This is a genomic window from Mucilaginibacter paludis DSM 18603 (assembly GCF_000166195.2).
Classification (GTDB): Bacteria; Bacteroidota; Bacteroidia; order Sphingobacteriales; family Sphingobacteriaceae; genus Mucilaginibacter; species Mucilaginibacter paludis.
In genome coordinates this window covers 1,051,169-1,065,807 of the sequence record NZ_CM001403.1, presented here as the reverse complement: position 1 = coordinate 1,065,807, position 14,639 = coordinate 1,051,169, and the positions used below count along the sequence as shown (strand labels likewise).

The window sequence follows — 14,639 nt, the reverse complement described above, 5'->3', positions numbered from 1 at the left end:
GAATTAAAAGGTTGTTTTAAGGCCAAAAGCAAAGGTTACCGGGTTATTCAAAGGATAAGTACTATTGTAGTAATCCGGGTCTATACCTGACTTATTGGCCCTCCAGATGATACCGAGGTTACTAATATTGAGATATACCTGCACGGATTTAAATGGCAATTGATGCCAGGCTTCCTTATTCAGTTCATAACCCAGGTTAATGTACTGTAAGCGGATATGATCACCTTTCTCCACCAATGATGCCGAACCGGCATAGAAATTATCCCGTGCTGAACTTGCCGGATAGACCATGGACGGCACATTGGTCGTCCGCTCGTCGCCGGGCTTTTGCCAACGGTTGGCATAATCCGAATTTCCAAGCCAGGTGGAGTATAGGGAAGAATAATTAATAGATGTTTTCCTGAAATAATAACCGAGCTTATAAACAATGTCGAAATCCAGAGTCAGGTGCCCATAAGAAAAGGTGTTAATTACAGAACCGAATCCTGTAGGAATCGCCGAACCAAAATATTGAAGATCGCCGACCTGAGTACCGCTGCCTGTAATCGCTGTATAATCTTTGCTTACCTGCCCGTTCAGGTAGCCTCGCGGATCTCCTGTCTGTGGGTCAAGACCGGCCGATTTATAGGCGAATACACCATAAACCGGATAGCCTTTTAAACCTGAAACGGTCACATTGTTATTGTAAGAAATAAAATTACTGCCCTGCAAAGATTTCAAATAATAATCAACGACCTGATCTTTGTAATAACTAAAGTTAAGTGTAGTGTACCATTTGATCTTCTGCTCAAGATTGATTGTTTTTAATTGCAGGTCAATCCCCTTTCCTTTCATACTGGCTACATTTTTTACGATCTGCGTACCGATACCAGCAGTATAATCCAAAATGGCGGTTCCAAATAAATCAGTTCCCTTTTTTTGATAAACCTCCAGGCTACCACTGATCCGGTTCCCTTTTGTATGAAAATCAGCCGCTATATTGATCATCCGGGAGTTTTCCCATTTCAGATCAGGATTATAATAGTTACTGAAACGGGCGTAAGGCCTCGAGGTATACGGACTTGTGCCGGAATAATAAGCGATGGTATTTGCAGCCACCAGTGCCGGGTTAATGTTCCCGCTATAGCCATAGGTTGCCCTTAATCTCAAATAAGGAAGTAATTCGCTATGGTAAAAGCTTTCGTCCGAAAGGTTCCAGCTGGCTCCTGCCGACCAGAATGGGTTCCACTGGTCATTTGTATTTAAGCCAAATAAATTAGATGCATCCCGCCGCCCACTTACAGAAATAATATATTTGGATCGATAAGTATAGGCAGCATTGGCAAAATACGATACATAGTTTGTGATCTGGTCACTGATATCACGGTTATCCGGTATCAGTGCGTTGCTGCCTGTGATAAAATTAGGGTATTGCGTAGTATAGTTCACATTGCCATACGTCAGGAGATCATCGTTGTATCCGTAAAAGCGGTTCCGGTCGCTTATGGTATGAGCAGAACGTAATTCACCACCCGCAAGCGCGGAAATATCATTTACACCCCAGGTATGAGTAAAATTCAGCTGGCCTCTCAGGTCATGCGCTTTCAGTGTGGCATCACTTAAATCCGTTATTCCGCCTGCCGGAATATTATTGGTGACTACCCCTGCGGAATTGATCTGTGTAAACCGGTTGACCAGATCACGGGCAAAATAACTGTTCTGATCCCAAAGACTTTTGGTGGTTGTTTGCTGCCGCTCGAACTGGTATTTCACATCGGCATTCAACCCTTTCCAGATACGGCAGTTCACACCTGCATTAGCTACCACATCTGCAATGCCAGTAGTAGTAGTGGCGTGCTGATAGTCTGTTAACGGATAGTAATTCCAGTCCAGTAATTTACCGTTTCCTGCTGTTGACAAATAGGTCTGTTCATAGTCCTTAGTCAGGGCTATTGGATTGCCGTTAGCATCGGCCAGTTGTGCGTAAGGATAAAGATAATAGCCGCTTTTGGGGATAATATCACCGTATCCAGGTTTTCCGCTTATCGTATTGCTCTGTGTGAACCAAATCCCGGACGTAATCTGTAAATCTTTATAAACCTGGTATTTATTTTGAAAGCGCAGGTTTAGACGGTCATATCTTGCGTCCAGATTACTGATGTCTTTATCGTAGCCACCCGTTGCTGTCCATGCCATTTGTTTCGTTCCTCCCTCCAGGCTCAGTGCATACTGCTGGTTTACCGCAGGCTGGTAAAAGTATTTACTAAAATCATTCCGAACATCCACATTGCGCAGGGCGTTGATCTGTGAATTTGCAGCTGCCGCCGATAACGTACCATTAGTTTCTTTGTTCAGCAATTCAATTACAGGGGAAAGTGCCGGATGACTTGAAGAATTGATCTGACTTTTATAATAGCCTTTGCCAAATAGCATTTCTTCCACATCAATAAAGTCCGACGAGGATATTTGGGGGATATAAGACAGATCGGGTTTTCTGCTGATGGACAGGTTACTGTTTAAAGTTACGGTTAAGGGTTGGTTAAAGCGGCCTTTTTTCGTTGTGATAACAACTACACCATTTCCGGCCTGTGCTCCCCAAATTGAAGCTGCTGCTGCGTCTTTCAGGATAGTGACACTTTCTACATCGTTTGGATTGATATTGCTGATATTGCCGTCATATGGGAAATTATCCACGATTACGAGCGGGTCTTTTGGCCCCTGAATGGTGCTTAGACCACGGATCATTAATCTGCCATTAGAACCTCCTGTAGTCCGATCAGCAATAACGCTATTCGCAATGGCGGGTAAACGGCTTAATATGTCGGGGCTTACTTGTTGACTAAGTATTCTTTTATCGAGTTGTTCAAATGAGCCTGTTGCCCGTTCTTTAGGAAGTGTCTGATAGCCGGTGCTGACTGTAACCTCTGATAGCTGGCTTGTTTTTGGCAATAAAGTAATCATTATAGCGGATGTAACAGGCAGGCTTACTTTAATTTCCTGACTTTGAAAACCAATATAGCTTATCGAAAGCGTCAGGTTTGGAAGTAACGTAGCGATAGTAAAATTGCCATTTTTATCTGTAGTTGCTATTTGTCGACTTTCCTGAATTGTTAAAGTAGCACCAGAAAGCGGTTGCTTATCCGCAGCGGAAATTACCGTCCCTTTGAGGGCATGTTGCTGCGCATAAGAAATATAAAAAGCGAACCCAATAAGTATAGTGAGTAACAGTTGTTTCATTTTAGAGCAATTGAAGGTAGATTAATTGGTTATGGCCGTGCTTTGATATCTGCCGATAACGAGGGCTTATCACTAAGGATGAACATGTTTAAGGAGCGTCGTTCTTTAACTAAATCGAGATCATACCTTTTCAAATCTGCTCTCAAGCTATCCAGATCAAGCGAACCTGATAGTTGAATATCTATCATCTGATGATAATTGGTTTCATCAATAACCGGCATCGATATGCTGGTTTCAGCGTTGAGCCTTTTTATAAGGTAGTTAATCGGAAAATTGGTTAGATGAGCAGGTTTTTTGAAAAATAAGGTATTTTCATTTTTACCGCCTTTCGATTTTAGTTTATCAACACCACTGGTTCTTTTGAGTACCAGACATTGTACATCCCTCTTCTCTATGCGCCCAAAGTAATCAGTATAGCGATTCAGGTCACGCAACATTCGGGTATATAATGAGTCTGTCTGTGCAATGGGGACGATCAGGTCGAAATTATATTGGTTATCTGTTTTGAATATACCATACTCACCTTTTGTCAATAAAACCTTAGTGGTATCAGCAACATTTAATAGTAACCGCTTACTATTATAGCTATCCTTTAGCTGTTCAAATAATCCCCTGGCTGCAGCCAGATAAATATTGATCAAAACCTCATTGGTAAATGCTCTTCCGTATACAATACCATTGCTTTTCCGAAATTGTGTTCCACTTCCCAAGCCGCTGTAGGCACCTTTGGAGAATATGGAATAGTAAATTAATTTGCTATCGAACGGATAGTTTTCTGATAGGAATAAGGGACGGCTTTCCTCTAAGTCCTTCTTAACGGTAAGATGGCTTTCTATATTTGAAATCGCTTTAGTAAGATTTACCTTATTTACATCCTCGGCAGAAGTAATTGCAATAACATGGCCGTCTTGACTGATCCAGACACAATGAGGAATAAGACGGTGCGGAAAAAGCTTAGCCAACAAAGTATCGTTGACAGCAGAAGTAATATGATATTTATGCCCTGCTTCTGATGCAAAGAACTTATTGATAGTATTTCTATTCTGATTGGTTACTGCAAGGATTTGCAGTTTCGACCCAAACTCCTTTTCCAGGTCTTCAATTTTAGGGAAGTTTACAATGCAGGAACTGCACCATGTAGCCCAAAAGTCGAGTATGAGTAGTTTGCCTTTGAAATCAGATATTTTGGCGGTAGTAGTAGATTTGCCTCCGTTGTCTTTGTAGTTGATAATATTGTTAATGGTAATATCAGGTACTTTGTCGCCTATTTTTAAGGCGGCTATATTGGGTGTTTTGTCTTGGGCCAGTACGTTAAAATTTAAACAAAGCGCGGCCAAGACGATGTAAATCGTTATTTTTTTCATGAAATGAGGGCGTTAGTTATAATGATTTAATGACGCAAAAAACAGCGCCGCTTTTTAGGACGGCGACTGTCGGGGGAAATCAAAACGCTTTCACTCGGGCGGGCAGATAAGTAGCAGCCAGGTTTGTACCGCGTGGCTATGCATGGCGATTTTCCTCCTGGCTGTTTGCTGCCAGTTGCTGCATGCGGCCCCACTGGTGGACTGCGGCTACTAACTTTGTTAACTGATCGGAAAATTTGGCGAGTTCGTCCACCTGAAGGTTCTTAATGGGTTGGCCGTTACCAGCAATGGCAAAAACAAACCAAGGCCAAAGGATGTCATCCGATGCCGAACCGTTTAATTCAGGGAAAAATTCACCAATTAATCCCCTCAGGGATTCCATATCAACCGGACTGTCTATTTGTTGTTTTCCGCTCATTATTACCTGTACAAATAATGAGCCCTACTAAGAAATAAGCATCCAACCTTAAAAAGGGGGGCTGGACACTTGCATCTTATTGCAGTCGGGGTACTGGTTGAACCCGCCTACACTTTAATAAATTTAAAGTTTCAGCTTCATCATCCCTTTCGGAACGACTATCGTACAATAAAATAAGCAAGCGCCAGCCCCCCTCCCAAAAGGAAAGGGACTGCAAAGATAGATCTTTGGCGCAATACTTACCATCGCACGATAATTACCAGTTTTCGACCGCGAGGCTCGTAATAATTAAAATATACCTTATTTATATAATAACAGTCTTTTAAATTAAATTAATAGATTTTTTACATCTATTCAAATTTATTAAAATTAGATTTTAAAAGCAAATAATTATACATATTAAATCTAATTTAAGATTTAATATGTATATAAATTACTGATTTTCAATTATTTATACTTCAGTATATTTGCTGTCAGCAATGAAAAAGAGGAAAAACAGGATTAATCGAATAAGTATATTTTTAGATGAGGTGGGCCTTGATCAATTAGAATTAGCTAAACTTTTAAAAGTCACAAACGACACCGTTTCACGTTGGTGTAGAAACGCTACTCAACCCTCCCTAAAAAGCCTATCAAAAATTGCTGAATTGGGCCATATAGACATTCGTGCATTATTAGAGCCGACCGAATGGGATGATAATCCATCACCTATCGAGATATATTTGGAAAACAAAGCAAAAAAGGAGTTAGAGGATAAAAAGTTAGCGAAGCAACAAATCAAAAAAAGCAAATAAATGGCAGCTCGCACTTACAAAAAAAACAGTCCTTCTTTTTGCTTTATGGTTATTGATAAAATATTCTTTAAATTTGTATGAACACTAATTTCTACATCCATGCAGATAGAAACACGTAAATTACATTTGATTGAAGAAATGCTCAAAGTAAAAAGTGAGGCTACTTTATCGGCTTTGGAGAACTTGTTAAAGAGATCAGCGAAAGATACAGGCACAAAAAACACTCCAAATCTAAAAGAGTTTTCGGGAATATGGTCTAAGGACGAAGCGGAAGAAATAGAGCGTATCATAGCTGAGTCCTGTGAAACAATCCATCCCGATGACTGGAAATAATCTGCTGGACACTAATATCGTTATCGAATTATTTAAAGGCGATGTTGCTATCACAGCGTTTCTTGAAAGCCTGGAAGACGATATAAATATTCCCTTTGCTGTATTAGGAGAACTCTACCTGGGTGCCTACCGATCTGCCAACCCAAACAAACACATCAAACAGATCAATGCTTTTCTCAAAAGATGCAATGTATTGATCGCCGACAAAGAAACTGCCAATCATTATGCACAGATCAAAACAGCCTTGTTGCAAAAAGGCAAACCGATACCTGAAAACGATATATGGATAGCGGCAGTTGCCCAACAATACGATCTTAAACTGCACACAAAGGATAAGCACTTCAAAGAAATCGATCTTCTGAACTTACAGAGCTGGTAAATTACCAAACCAGTCTATTGCCCCGCCCGCATTTGTGCCCTACCGAACCCCGGCGCACATTCCCTCGCTGTTCCGGTGTTTTGTTGTTTACGGTGAAAGGTTTGTAAGCTATAGCAGACAGGAGTGGCCCACAAAAAAAAACCAAGCAAGGCCTGGCTTTTCAATTTATTAGGGGTGTATGTTTTATTTCTTTCGCAGTTTGTTTCAAGCTTTTCCTTAGTTGTCTGCTAACCTTCCGGAAATTTGCTTCGTTAGTATTAGTAAGCTTGTATTAAAACCAGTGCAGAGATATGTAAAACTTCGTTCAATTTTCTAATCATGGCTAAGCTCAATTTTCTCTTTCCGGAAAGAATCTCAGATTTGCGGGAGCGGTACCCCAAAATATCGCCCAACTCTTTTTCAGAAATCCCCATTTGATCCAGTCTGAATTTAATGGCCTCTAACGGATTTGGAGACGGTATGGGATGATACACTAACTCATATTCTTTAATAAGAATACTAATCACCTCTAAGTCGTCGGAGGCAGTTGACCCTTCCTGTATATCAGTTTGCATTAGTTCGTACACACGCAGGGTACAAAAATTGAAAATTTAATACATGGAGCAAGTCAGGAAAAGGGAATTCGTCCGGGAACAGAAAATGTTCCCTACATTGTTGGGCTTGGAAAAGCGTGTGAATTAGCACAGCAAAACCTTTCAGCGAACAGCATTCACCTTTCAACCCTTCGTGATAAACTCCTACATGGTTTACAGCAAAAATTGGGAACGACAGTAAAAATCAACGCCAACCTAAACAATTGTTTGCCAAATACCCTAAGTGTGGCTTTTGATACAGACGACGAACACGTTCTTGATGCATTGATTAACAAAAGCGAGACGTTCAAACATTATATCAACTTTGATAGACTAGTATTAGCAAAGGCGGCCTAAATTTTACTTGCGAGACTTGAATACGTTATCTTTGCAGCATGAGAGATTACGATTCATACTAATATCCCCATGACCAAGGAGGAATAATGGACAATGATTTCAAAAAGATCAACAATATGTATATGTCTCAGCCCTTCGCTGAGGATGAGGGCGAAGCCAGCCAGATAGCCGAGTGCCGATCGCTGGCCCGCGTGTATGCGTTCACCGAGAATGCTATTGTCTCGATGGGTGACAACAAGCTCAATTGCAGTTACTGCTATTTCGGTGGGCTGGCCGACGAACTCGGTTTGACCGTCGAAGAGCGCCAGGATATAATTCCTTCGCTCTACGAAGACTTCATTTTCAATCGAGCTGATGCCGACGATTTAGTTCAGCGTCATGCCGACGAACTCGCTTTTGTCCATCTGCTCAAGCCAATACCCATCGCCCGTCGTCGCGATTTCTACCTCAGCGACTATATGCGACTGCGTGACAAGGAGGGCAACTACCGTGTCGTCGAACACCGTATTTTCCCGATGGAAGCCTCGTCGAACGGAAGTTTCCGCCTCATGGCATGTGTCTATACTTTGGCCCGAGAGGAGCAGCATCAGGCCAAAATAATCAATACCCGCACAGGTGAGAGACGTGTGCTGACGAATCAGGATTACGCTCATGTGCTCTCTACCCGTGAGTGCGAAGTGCTCCGACTCATCGACCAGGGCAAGCTCTCGAAGGAGATTGCCGACCTCTTGTCCATCAGCATCAACACTGTGAATCGTCATCGCCAGAACATACTGGAGAAACTCAACGTGGATCATGCCATCGAGGCTTGTCGTGTGGCTCGAGCCATGGGGCTGCTCTGAATGGTTATAAATAACTATTGTCCATTACGAAAGATGTCATTTTTTTGCACCCAAAAAAAGTACGATCATCTTTCTTAATTATTTCTACAAAATGTATCAGCAAACCAATACCTATCAGGAATCCAAACCACGTTACGAGATTCTGGACGGACTCAGAGGCGTTGCGGCTCTGGGTGTTGTGATGTTTCACATGATGGAGTGTTATCCCTCTGAGATCTCTCGTTGGGTGATGCCCCACGGCTTCATGTCGGTGGATTTCTTTTTTGCGCTCAGTGGCCTTGTGCTCGGTTATGCCTACGATGACCGTTGGGACAAGATGACCACCTGGGGCTTCTTCAAGCGCCGCCTCACCCGTCTGCAGCCTATGGCCATCATGGGTGTGCTCATTGGCATCTGCTTCTTCTATTATTCGGGTGGTCCCACCTTCAATGCAGTTGATTCTGCCCCCTGGTATATGTTGATGCTCGAGGCATTGCTTCTCATCTGCATGATTCCGCTGCCCAAGTCGATGGACATCCGTGGTTGGGGCGAGCTCACCAGTATCAATGGTCCTATTTGGACCCTTATTTACGAATATGTAGCCAATGTCCTCTATGCCTTCTTCTTGCGTCGCGTAAATAAGGTGCAGCTGGGTATCATCGTGGCCTTCTGTGCCCTACTATCGGCCGATCTGTGCTTGCAACTCAATCTGTGGGGCAATCTGGTGGACAAAGGTTACCAATACACCATCAATGGCGGCTTCATCTTCGATCCTGAGCACGTCTATCGTGCCATGGTGCGCCTTATGTTCCCATTCACCATGGGGCTGCTGCTCTCGCGCATCAATCGTTTTATCTCTATCAAAGGTGGCTTCTGGGCCGCATCGCTCCTTATCATTACCATGGTTTCTACTCCTATGCTCACCGACATCAGCCCACTTTACGAGGGTATCTACGAGCTCTGTGCCATCCTGCTGCTCTTTCCCCTCATCCTCTCTATTGGCGCTGGCAGCCGCCTGCAGGGGCGTCGTGCCACCCGTATCTGCACTGTCGTCGGACAGCTCTCCTTCCCCCTCTACATCACCCATTATCCCATTATGTACATGCACATGAGCTGGGCCGAGAATCACATGGATTCGCCTGTCAGCACCCATGTTTTCGTCGGTATCACCACTTTCATTATGTGCTTGGGCGTAGCATGGGCATGTTTGAAGCTCTATGACGAGCCGGTACGCAACTGGCTGGGGAAACATTGGCTGAAGCGATAATGAGACCTTCCCAAGACTACAGCATCATCAAGCGGTCCTGTTACCTCGGCTTTGTCACGCAGGCCATCGTAGCCAATTTCACGCCGCTGCTGTTCATGGCTTTCCACCGTGAGTATCAGGTCCCGATAGTGGATATTCCGGATCCATTGACACCTCGTTCCGGAAAAGTAGAAAGCTGATTCCGCGACACTCATATCAGATCATTGATTATAAACGTATTTTATAAAAAACGATTACACAAATGGGTGCTCTAAAGCCTGCGGAATGGCCTGGTCAAGCACTCCAGAATCTCCAAAAAAGCTGCGAAGTCAGAAAGATGCTGAATATATCACCCGGCACCTTACAGAACCTGCGCATCAACGGTACTCTACGCTTTACCAAGATTGGCAGCATCATGTATTACAAGTTGGAAGACATTAACAAGGTTTTGGAGGGTAACGGAAAATGATTATCTCAAAAAAATTAGCAAGCTATAACGACCTGATCAAACGCATGGGAAGCGATAAACGGGTACTGGCGACTCATGTCAGCTTATTCACGGGCTTATTTATTTTTTGGCAGCGGAGCGGCTTCGCCAGTCCTTTTGCCATCACCCGTAAAACGGTGATGGCTTATGCCAAAATCGTATCCATTGCGACTTATCATAAGTGTATTAGGGAGCTGGATGAGTATGGATATATCCGTTATCAACCATCTTTTCACCCGGCAAAAGGGAGCCTTATTTATTGGCCGGATAATCTTGAAAAAATTAATTGAAACAGTGCTGCGGGCTTTGCCTATAGCAACACAACCAGACAATTGAACAGCATATATTATCAGCAGCTAAACAGCTGGGTAGCACGAGGAGCATGAGTGACGAAGTGGAGCGAGATACTATTTTGGTATGCAAAAAACCGAACACACCCTAAAGGACTGATTCTCAACCGTCCCTCATTGGTCGGTTTTTTTAAGAACCAGATATTCTTACTGGCTCGAAAAAAAGAAAGGTCTTATCGTTCGCAGTAAAGAGCCCCTTTATGAAACTTTTATCGAAGGTATTTGAGTGTGATATCATTGATCTTATCCCCAAAGAGGTGCCTGTATATGATATTGCGAGATTAACATTAAGAAGGACTAACAAAATCAATAAAAACGGTAGCATTTCCAACAAGAAAGAAACTCAGGTGGTAAAAATAGACCCCGTGGAAAATGATTAGTGCTTAAACGAGAAAAACAATTTTCATGAATTGGGACTATTGAGTAATACCAAACACTAAAGATAAGCACCTCAAAGGAATCGATCTTCTGAGTTTACAGAGCCGGTAAATTACCAAATCTATGAGGGCAAGTGCCTATAGATTACTCTGAAATGTCTGTCTCAAGTCTCTGTTGTAAAAACCATTCAATATATTGGAGTAGTGCAGTGCCGGCATAGTAAGGAAGATTCATCAACAAATAAGGTTTTTTATTAGGCGTAATAGCTTGCTCTACTTTGAACGCTCCTGCGTACATCCGAATAGCATATGGGTGATCAGAGGCTTCAATGAACTGATGGAGTGATTTTAAACTACCTGTACTGCCCGATTTTATTTCTATGGGAATAACCAACTTGCCGTAAGCGCACAATAAATCAACTTCAGCGTTTGACTGCGCTTTTTCTCTTACCCAAAAATTCGGTGTTTGAGCTGAAATACTTTGGATGGAGATCAGTTCCTGCGTTACCAAATGGGGTATCACAGCCCCCTTATAAGCACTGTTTAAATCATCCATTGCCAGCATTTCGGCTTGAATGCCTAAAGAATAATTGACCAGGCCAGTATCTAAGAATTGTAAACGCGGCGCTTTCTTCAAATCAGCCTTCAATGGCGGGTGCAGGTCTGTAGTTGGGTAGATCAAACGCACGATCTTTGCCTCGTCCAGGGTTCTGAACGCTTCTCCTACTTCTCGTGACCTATAATTGGAATTTCCGAAGCCTTGAAATTTTACACGTTCGTCCAAGTACAGCGGTGCAGTATCCATTAAATGTTTAATGATTTTCCTTTCAGTCTCGTTGGATGTGTATTTTTCTACATCATTTTTGTAAGTACCCCAAATGCTTTCATAGATAATCCGTAAATCTGAAAGGCTATGTTTCTCAACGTCTGTTTTGATTACTTCGGGCATACCTCCGATAATCGCATAGCGATGAAAGGCATCCATTAACGTTTGATGGGCAAAAGCTTTCACCGGGACCTGTCGTAATTGTTGCAGCAACGCCTGCTTTCCGGTGGCTTCCAGGTATTCCTGAAAATTAAGCGGATGGAGATATAAAAATTCCACACGACCTACAGGGAAGCTATGCACTTTCTGCATGGCAAACTCCAACAATGAACCTGCGCTGATGACATGAAGCGCAGGTATTTCTTCATAAAAATAGCGTAACAACTGGATGGCCTTGGGGCTCTCCTGTATTTCATCGATAAATAAAAGAGTATTTGTGATCGCCGATGAAGGAATATTATGTGCTAAAAATAAAGCTTCAAAAATGGTTTGCACATCATCAAAATCGTCAAAGTAACGGCGGTCTGCTGGCTTTTCTAAGTTGAGCACAATAGCATGTGCGTAGGTTTGGGCAAAATCCCGTATTAACGTAGTTTTGCCAACCTGCCGTGCGCCTCTTATGATAAGCGGCTTACGCGCAGTGCTTAATTTCCAGCGATTAAGATAATCTTCTATACTTCTTTTAAAAGCCATATTCCAAAATCCGCACTTAATGTAACAGAATAAGGGCAAATTTACACCTTTTTTGTAATAGAATAACCCCTGTTTTTATTATATCTTGTAATAGAATAAAGGCAGTCATTATTTAATTACGTGCATCATGAAATTCAATATACCATTTATTCAACTGAACTTGTGATAAATTTATAACAGATAAGGGAATCGCAAACAGAAAATTATTGCACAAATAAAAATGTTATTCGTTATATTTGTTATCAATAAGCAACAGCATTATTTGGTTTATTTTGGTGGTGACCTATTCGGTGACCTTCCAAGGATTATAAAAACATAAAGAGCTGATTAATAGCGATAAATTCAATAATTATCGTTCCCTCCGGCTCCACTGAAACGGTATCAAACACCACTAAAACCCTTCAAACGCTACGTTTGAGGGGTTTTTTGTTGCATTTTGGTGTCATTTTCGATGGGATTTATGTTTCGTCTAACCGATGAAGAATTTGAGGTCGCAAATTGCGATCTCAAAAAGAAGTGGAAGGCGATACGCTCCGGACGCTTTCAAAAAAATGATCCGCGAGCGCCGATTGGTTTTAAAATTAAAACCTAAGGTAGTGTGCTATATTGACAATTTGTATAACTATAAATATTCCAATATCAAATGTTACCAATTTGGTAACATTTGATATATTCGTAAAAGCGATGCGAGTAATAGCAGCAAAAACTTTAAAAGACTATGCCGCCGATTATCACCAGGCTGAACAAGCTTTGTTGAGTTGGTATGAAGAGGCCTCAGCGGCATCCTGGAATAGTCCTAATGAATTAAAGGATCAGTATCGAAATGCGTCTATACTTACAACCAAACGGGGTGTTTTCAATATTCAAGGTAATACTTACAGCTTGATTGTAGATATTGAGTATAGACTAAAGATCGCATTTGTAGTATGGTTCGGAACACACAAACAGTATGATCAAATAGATGCAAAAACAGTAAGTTATGTTAAAGCCAATTAAAACAGAAGAACAATATAATGACGCTTTAGCTCGTGTGTACGAACTGATGCAAACTGATATAAAGGAGGGGTCAACTGCCTCCGATGAATTAGAGGTGCTTAGTATACTTATTAAAGAATATGAGTTGGTGCATCATCCCATACCATCTCCAAATCCGTTAGAGGCCATTAAGTTCAGACTGGATCAAATGGGAATTTCTGAAAAAGAGTTGGGTGATATTTTGGGGTACCGCTCCCGCAAATCTGAGATTCTTTCCGGAAAGAGAAAATTGAGCTTAGCCATGATTAGAAAATTGAACGAAGTTCTACATATCCCTGCACAGGTTTTAATACAAGCTTACTAATACTAACGAATCGAATTCCGGTAGGTTAGCAAAAAAATTAGGAAAGGCTTAAACAAACTGAGAAAGAAATAAAATATACAACCCGATAAATTGAAAAGCCAGGCCTCGCTTGGCTTTTTTGTGCGCTCTGCTGTCCGCTATTGCTTACCGGAACAGTGCGGGAATGCGCGCGGGGGCGATAGGCCGCAAATGCGAGCGGGGCGAATTGGCTGGTGTGGTAATTTACCAGCTCTGTAAATTCAGAAGATCGATTTCTTTGAAGTGCCTATCTTTAGTGTGCAGTTTAAGATCGAATTGTTGGGCAACTGCTGCTATCCATATATCGTTTTCAGGTATCGGTTTGCCTTTTTGCAACAAGGCTGTTTTGATCTGTGCATAATGATTGGCGGTTGCTTCGTCGGCGATCAATACATTGCATTTTTTGAGAAAAGCATTGATCTGTTTGATGTGTTTGTTTGGGTTGGCAGATCGGTAGGCACCCAGGTAGAGTTCTCCTAATGCAGCAAAGGGAATATTTATATCGTCTTCCAGGCTTTCAAGAAACGATGTGATAGCAGCATCGCCTTTAAATAATTCGATAACGATATTAGTGTCCAGCAGATTATTTCCAGTCATCGGGATGGATTGTTTCACAGGACTCAGCTATGATACGCTCTATTTCTTCCGCTTCATCCTTAGACCATATTCCCGAAAACTCTTTTAGATTTGGAGTATTTTTTGTGCCTGTATCTTTCGCTGACCTCTTTAGCAAGTTCTCTAAAGCAGATAAAGTAGCCTCACTTTTTACTTTGAGCATTTCTTCAATCAAATGTAATTTACGTGTTTCTATCTGCATGGATGTAGAAATGAGTGTTCATACAAATTTAAAGAATATTTTATCAATAATCATACCCCGAGACTGTTCGATTATTTCTCAGACACGGCTTTCAACCGAAACAGTTGCTCCCGCCCCCGCTTCCCATCCTTTACGACAATGGCATTCCTCGGACTTTTGCCAAGCAAATCAGTAATTCTTCTGGGACTAATTTTATTCCTAACTTCTTCCGGCAATTGTTGCCATATTTCTC

The 14,639-nt window shown here is 42.0% G+C and carries 18 protein-coding genes; 11 read left to right on the top strand and 7 right to left on the bottom strand.

All coding sequences use genetic code 11. The features are described 5' to 3' along the window. Window positions 1-3: 3 nt before the first annotated feature. The 3 genes from MUCPA_RS04530 to MUCPA_RS04520 all read right to left on the bottom strand — a co-directional run bounded on the left by MUCPA_RS04530 (window position 4) and on the right by MUCPA_RS04520 (window position 4,998). Window positions 4-3,216: a SusC/RagA family TonB-linked outer membrane protein gene (locus MUCPA_RS04530; protein ID WP_008504722.1), complete on the bottom strand. Its 3,213-nt coding sequence runs from the start codon at window positions 3,214-3,216 to the stop codon at window positions 4-6. Between the two features lie 29 nt (window positions 3,217-3,245). Then, entirely contained in the window at window positions 3,246-4,580 is a 1,335-nt protein-coding gene (locus MUCPA_RS04525) for a TlpA family protein disulfide reductase (protein WP_008504721.1), read from the bottom strand. A 136-nt stretch (window positions 4,581-4,716) separates the two neighbouring features. Then, the gene (locus MUCPA_RS04520) at window positions 4,717-4,998 is read right to left on the bottom strand and encodes a hypothetical protein (RefSeq protein WP_008504720.1); all 282 of its coding nucleotides are present in this window, start codon (window positions 4,996-4,998) and stop codon (window positions 4,717-4,719) included. Window positions 4,999-5,477: 479 nt separating this feature from the next. Between MUCPA_RS04520 and MUCPA_RS36665 the strand changes: the two genes are divergently transcribed. The 3 genes from MUCPA_RS36665 to MUCPA_RS04505 all read left to right on the top strand — a co-directional run bounded on the left by MUCPA_RS36665 (window position 5,478) and on the right by MUCPA_RS04505 (window position 6,504). Beyond that, window positions 5,478-5,792: a helix-turn-helix domain-containing protein gene (locus MUCPA_RS36665; protein WP_008504719.1), complete on the top strand. Its 315-nt coding sequence runs from the start codon at window positions 5,478-5,480 to the stop codon at window positions 5,790-5,792. Window positions 5,793-5,891: 99 nt separating this feature from the next. Then, a complete protein-coding gene (locus MUCPA_RS04510; RefSeq protein WP_008504704.1) occupies window positions 5,892-6,125 on the top strand; it encodes a hypothetical protein in 234 nt (77 codons plus the stop codon). Next, window positions 6,112-6,504, top strand: coding sequence for a type II toxin-antitoxin system VapC family toxin (locus MUCPA_RS04505; RefSeq protein ID WP_008504718.1), 393 nt, complete (start codon window positions 6,112-6,114; stop codon window positions 6,502-6,504). The genes MUCPA_RS04510 and MUCPA_RS04505 overlap by 14 nt, the downstream gene beginning before the upstream one ends. 257 nt (window positions 6,505-6,761) lie before the next feature. Here MUCPA_RS04505 and MUCPA_RS04500 read toward each other — a convergent pair whose 3' ends face one another. Then, a complete protein-coding gene (locus MUCPA_RS04500) occupies window positions 6,762-7,070 on the bottom strand; it encodes a helix-turn-helix domain-containing protein (RefSeq protein ID WP_233276843.1) in 309 nt (102 codons plus the stop codon). Between the two features lie 15 nt (window positions 7,071-7,085). Between MUCPA_RS04500 and MUCPA_RS38790 the strand changes: the two genes are divergently transcribed. The 6 genes from MUCPA_RS38790 (at window position 7,086) to MUCPA_RS38135 (ending at window position 10,717) form a co-directional block, all read left to right on the top strand. Beyond that, the gene (locus tag MUCPA_RS38790; protein ID WP_157544079.1) at window positions 7,086-7,433 is read left to right on the top strand and encodes an aminotransferase class V-fold PLP-dependent enzyme; all 348 of its coding nucleotides are present in this window, start codon (window positions 7,086-7,088) and stop codon (window positions 7,431-7,433) included. Between the two features lie 86 nt (window positions 7,434-7,519). Then, the gene (locus MUCPA_RS04495; RefSeq protein WP_008504716.1) at window positions 7,520-8,275 is read left to right on the top strand and encodes a helix-turn-helix transcriptional regulator; all 756 of its coding nucleotides are present in this window, start codon (window positions 7,520-7,522) and stop codon (window positions 8,273-8,275) included. A gap of 91 nt (window positions 8,276-8,366) precedes the next feature. Beyond that, a complete protein-coding gene (locus tag MUCPA_RS36825; protein WP_008504715.1) occupies window positions 8,367-9,521 on the top strand; it encodes an acyltransferase family protein in 1,155 nt (384 codons plus the stop codon). A 241-nt stretch (window positions 9,522-9,762) separates the two neighbouring features. After that, entirely contained in the window at window positions 9,763-9,969 is a 207-nt protein-coding gene (locus MUCPA_RS04485; protein WP_008504713.1) for a helix-turn-helix domain-containing protein, read from the top strand. After that, window positions 9,966-10,277 carry a hypothetical protein gene (locus MUCPA_RS04480; protein WP_008504712.1) on the top strand — a complete coding sequence of 104 codons (312 nt, stop codon included), beginning with the start codon at window positions 9,966-9,968 and terminating at the stop codon, window positions 10,275-10,277. The genes MUCPA_RS04485 and MUCPA_RS04480 overlap by 4 nt, the downstream gene beginning before the upstream one ends. Window positions 10,278-10,537: 260 nt before the next feature. Continuing rightward, on the top strand, window positions 10,538-10,717 hold the full coding sequence (locus tag MUCPA_RS38135) for a hypothetical protein (RefSeq protein WP_008504711.1): 180 nt from the start codon (window positions 10,538-10,540) through the stop codon (window positions 10,715-10,717). 142 nt (window positions 10,718-10,859) lie between these two features. On the opposite strand, the gene MUCPA_RS04470 is transcribed toward MUCPA_RS38135, so the two are convergent. Then, a complete protein-coding gene (locus MUCPA_RS04470) occupies window positions 10,860-12,233 on the bottom strand; it encodes an ATP-binding protein (RefSeq protein ID WP_008504710.1) in 1,374 nt (457 codons plus the stop codon). 684 nt (window positions 12,234-12,917) lie between these two features. Here MUCPA_RS04470 and MUCPA_RS04465 point away from each other — a divergent pair. Both MUCPA_RS04465 and MUCPA_RS04460 read left to right on the top strand, forming a co-directional pair. Continuing rightward, entirely contained in the window at window positions 12,918-13,229 is a 312-nt protein-coding gene (locus MUCPA_RS04465; RefSeq protein WP_008504708.1) for a type II toxin-antitoxin system HigB family toxin, read from the top strand. Continuing rightward, complete coding sequence (locus MUCPA_RS04460; protein WP_008504706.1) at window positions 13,213-13,572, top strand: helix-turn-helix domain-containing protein; 360 nt, start codon at window positions 13,213-13,215, stop codon at window positions 13,570-13,572. The genes MUCPA_RS04465 and MUCPA_RS04460 overlap by 17 nt, the downstream gene beginning before the upstream one ends. A 222-nt stretch (window positions 13,573-13,794) precedes the next feature. Here the strand turns inward: MUCPA_RS04460 and MUCPA_RS04455 are convergent, their stop codons facing one another. Together MUCPA_RS04455 and MUCPA_RS04450 are read right to left on the bottom strand one after the other, a co-directional pair. Continuing rightward, window positions 13,795-14,187: a type II toxin-antitoxin system VapC family toxin gene (locus MUCPA_RS04455; protein ID WP_008504705.1), complete on the bottom strand. Its 393-nt coding sequence runs from the start codon at window positions 14,185-14,187 to the stop codon at window positions 13,795-13,797. After that, window positions 14,174-14,407, bottom strand: coding sequence for a hypothetical protein (locus MUCPA_RS04450; RefSeq protein ID WP_008504704.1), 234 nt, complete (start codon window positions 14,405-14,407; stop codon window positions 14,174-14,176). The genes MUCPA_RS04455 and MUCPA_RS04450 overlap by 14 nt, the downstream gene beginning before the upstream one ends. Window positions 14,408-14,639 lie beyond the last annotated feature (232 nt).

Excerpts from the sequence above, each read along its gene's own strand:
- MUCPA_RS04495 (WP_008504716.1), top strand. The coding sequence starts at position 7,520 with ATGGACAATGATTTCAAAAAGATCAACAATATGTATATGTCTCAGCCC.
- MUCPA_RS04510 (WP_008504704.1), top strand. The coding sequence starts at position 5,892 with ATGCAGATAGAAACACGTAAATTACATTTGATTGAAGAAATGCTCAAA.
- MUCPA_RS04530 (WP_008504722.1), bottom strand. The coding sequence starts at position 3,216 with ATGAAACAACTGTTACTCACTATACTTATTGGGTTCGCTTTTTATATT.
- MUCPA_RS04460 (WP_008504706.1), top strand. The coding sequence starts at position 13,213 with ATGTTAAAGCCAATTAAAACAGAAGAACAATATAATGACGCTTTAGCT.
- MUCPA_RS04520 (WP_008504720.1), bottom strand. The coding sequence starts at position 4,998 with ATGAGCGGAAAACAACAAATAGACAGTCCGGTTGATATGGAATCCCTG.
- MUCPA_RS04450 (WP_008504704.1), bottom strand. The coding sequence starts at position 14,407 with ATGCAGATAGAAACACGTAAATTACATTTGATTGAAGAAATGCTCAAA.
- MUCPA_RS36665 (WP_008504719.1), top strand. The coding sequence starts at position 5,478 with ATGAAAAAGAGGAAAAACAGGATTAATCGAATAAGTATATTTTTAGAT.
- MUCPA_RS04485 (WP_008504713.1), top strand. The coding sequence starts at position 9,763 with ATGGGTGCTCTAAAGCCTGCGGAATGGCCTGGTCAAGCACTCCAGAAT.
- MUCPA_RS04525 (WP_008504721.1), bottom strand. The coding sequence starts at position 4,580 with ATGAAAAAAATAACGATTTACATCGTCTTGGCCGCGCTTTGTTTAAAT.
- MUCPA_RS04480 (WP_008504712.1), top strand. The coding sequence starts at position 9,966 with ATGATTATCTCAAAAAAATTAGCAAGCTATAACGACCTGATCAAACGC.
- MUCPA_RS04505 (WP_008504718.1), top strand. The coding sequence starts at position 6,112 with ATGACTGGAAATAATCTGCTGGACACTAATATCGTTATCGAATTATTT.
- MUCPA_RS04455 (WP_008504705.1), bottom strand. The coding sequence starts at position 14,187 with ATGACTGGAAATAATCTGCTGGACACTAATATCGTTATCGAATTATTT.
- MUCPA_RS36825 (WP_008504715.1), top strand. The coding sequence starts at position 8,367 with ATGTATCAGCAAACCAATACCTATCAGGAATCCAAACCACGTTACGAG.
- MUCPA_RS38135 (WP_008504711.1), top strand. The coding sequence starts at position 10,538 with ATGAAACTTTTATCGAAGGTATTTGAGTGTGATATCATTGATCTTATC.
- MUCPA_RS04465 (WP_008504708.1), top strand. The coding sequence starts at position 12,918 with ATGCGAGTAATAGCAGCAAAAACTTTAAAAGACTATGCCGCCGATTAT.
- MUCPA_RS04470 (WP_008504710.1), bottom strand. The coding sequence starts at position 12,233 with ATGGCTTTTAAAAGAAGTATAGAAGATTATCTTAATCGCTGGAAATTA.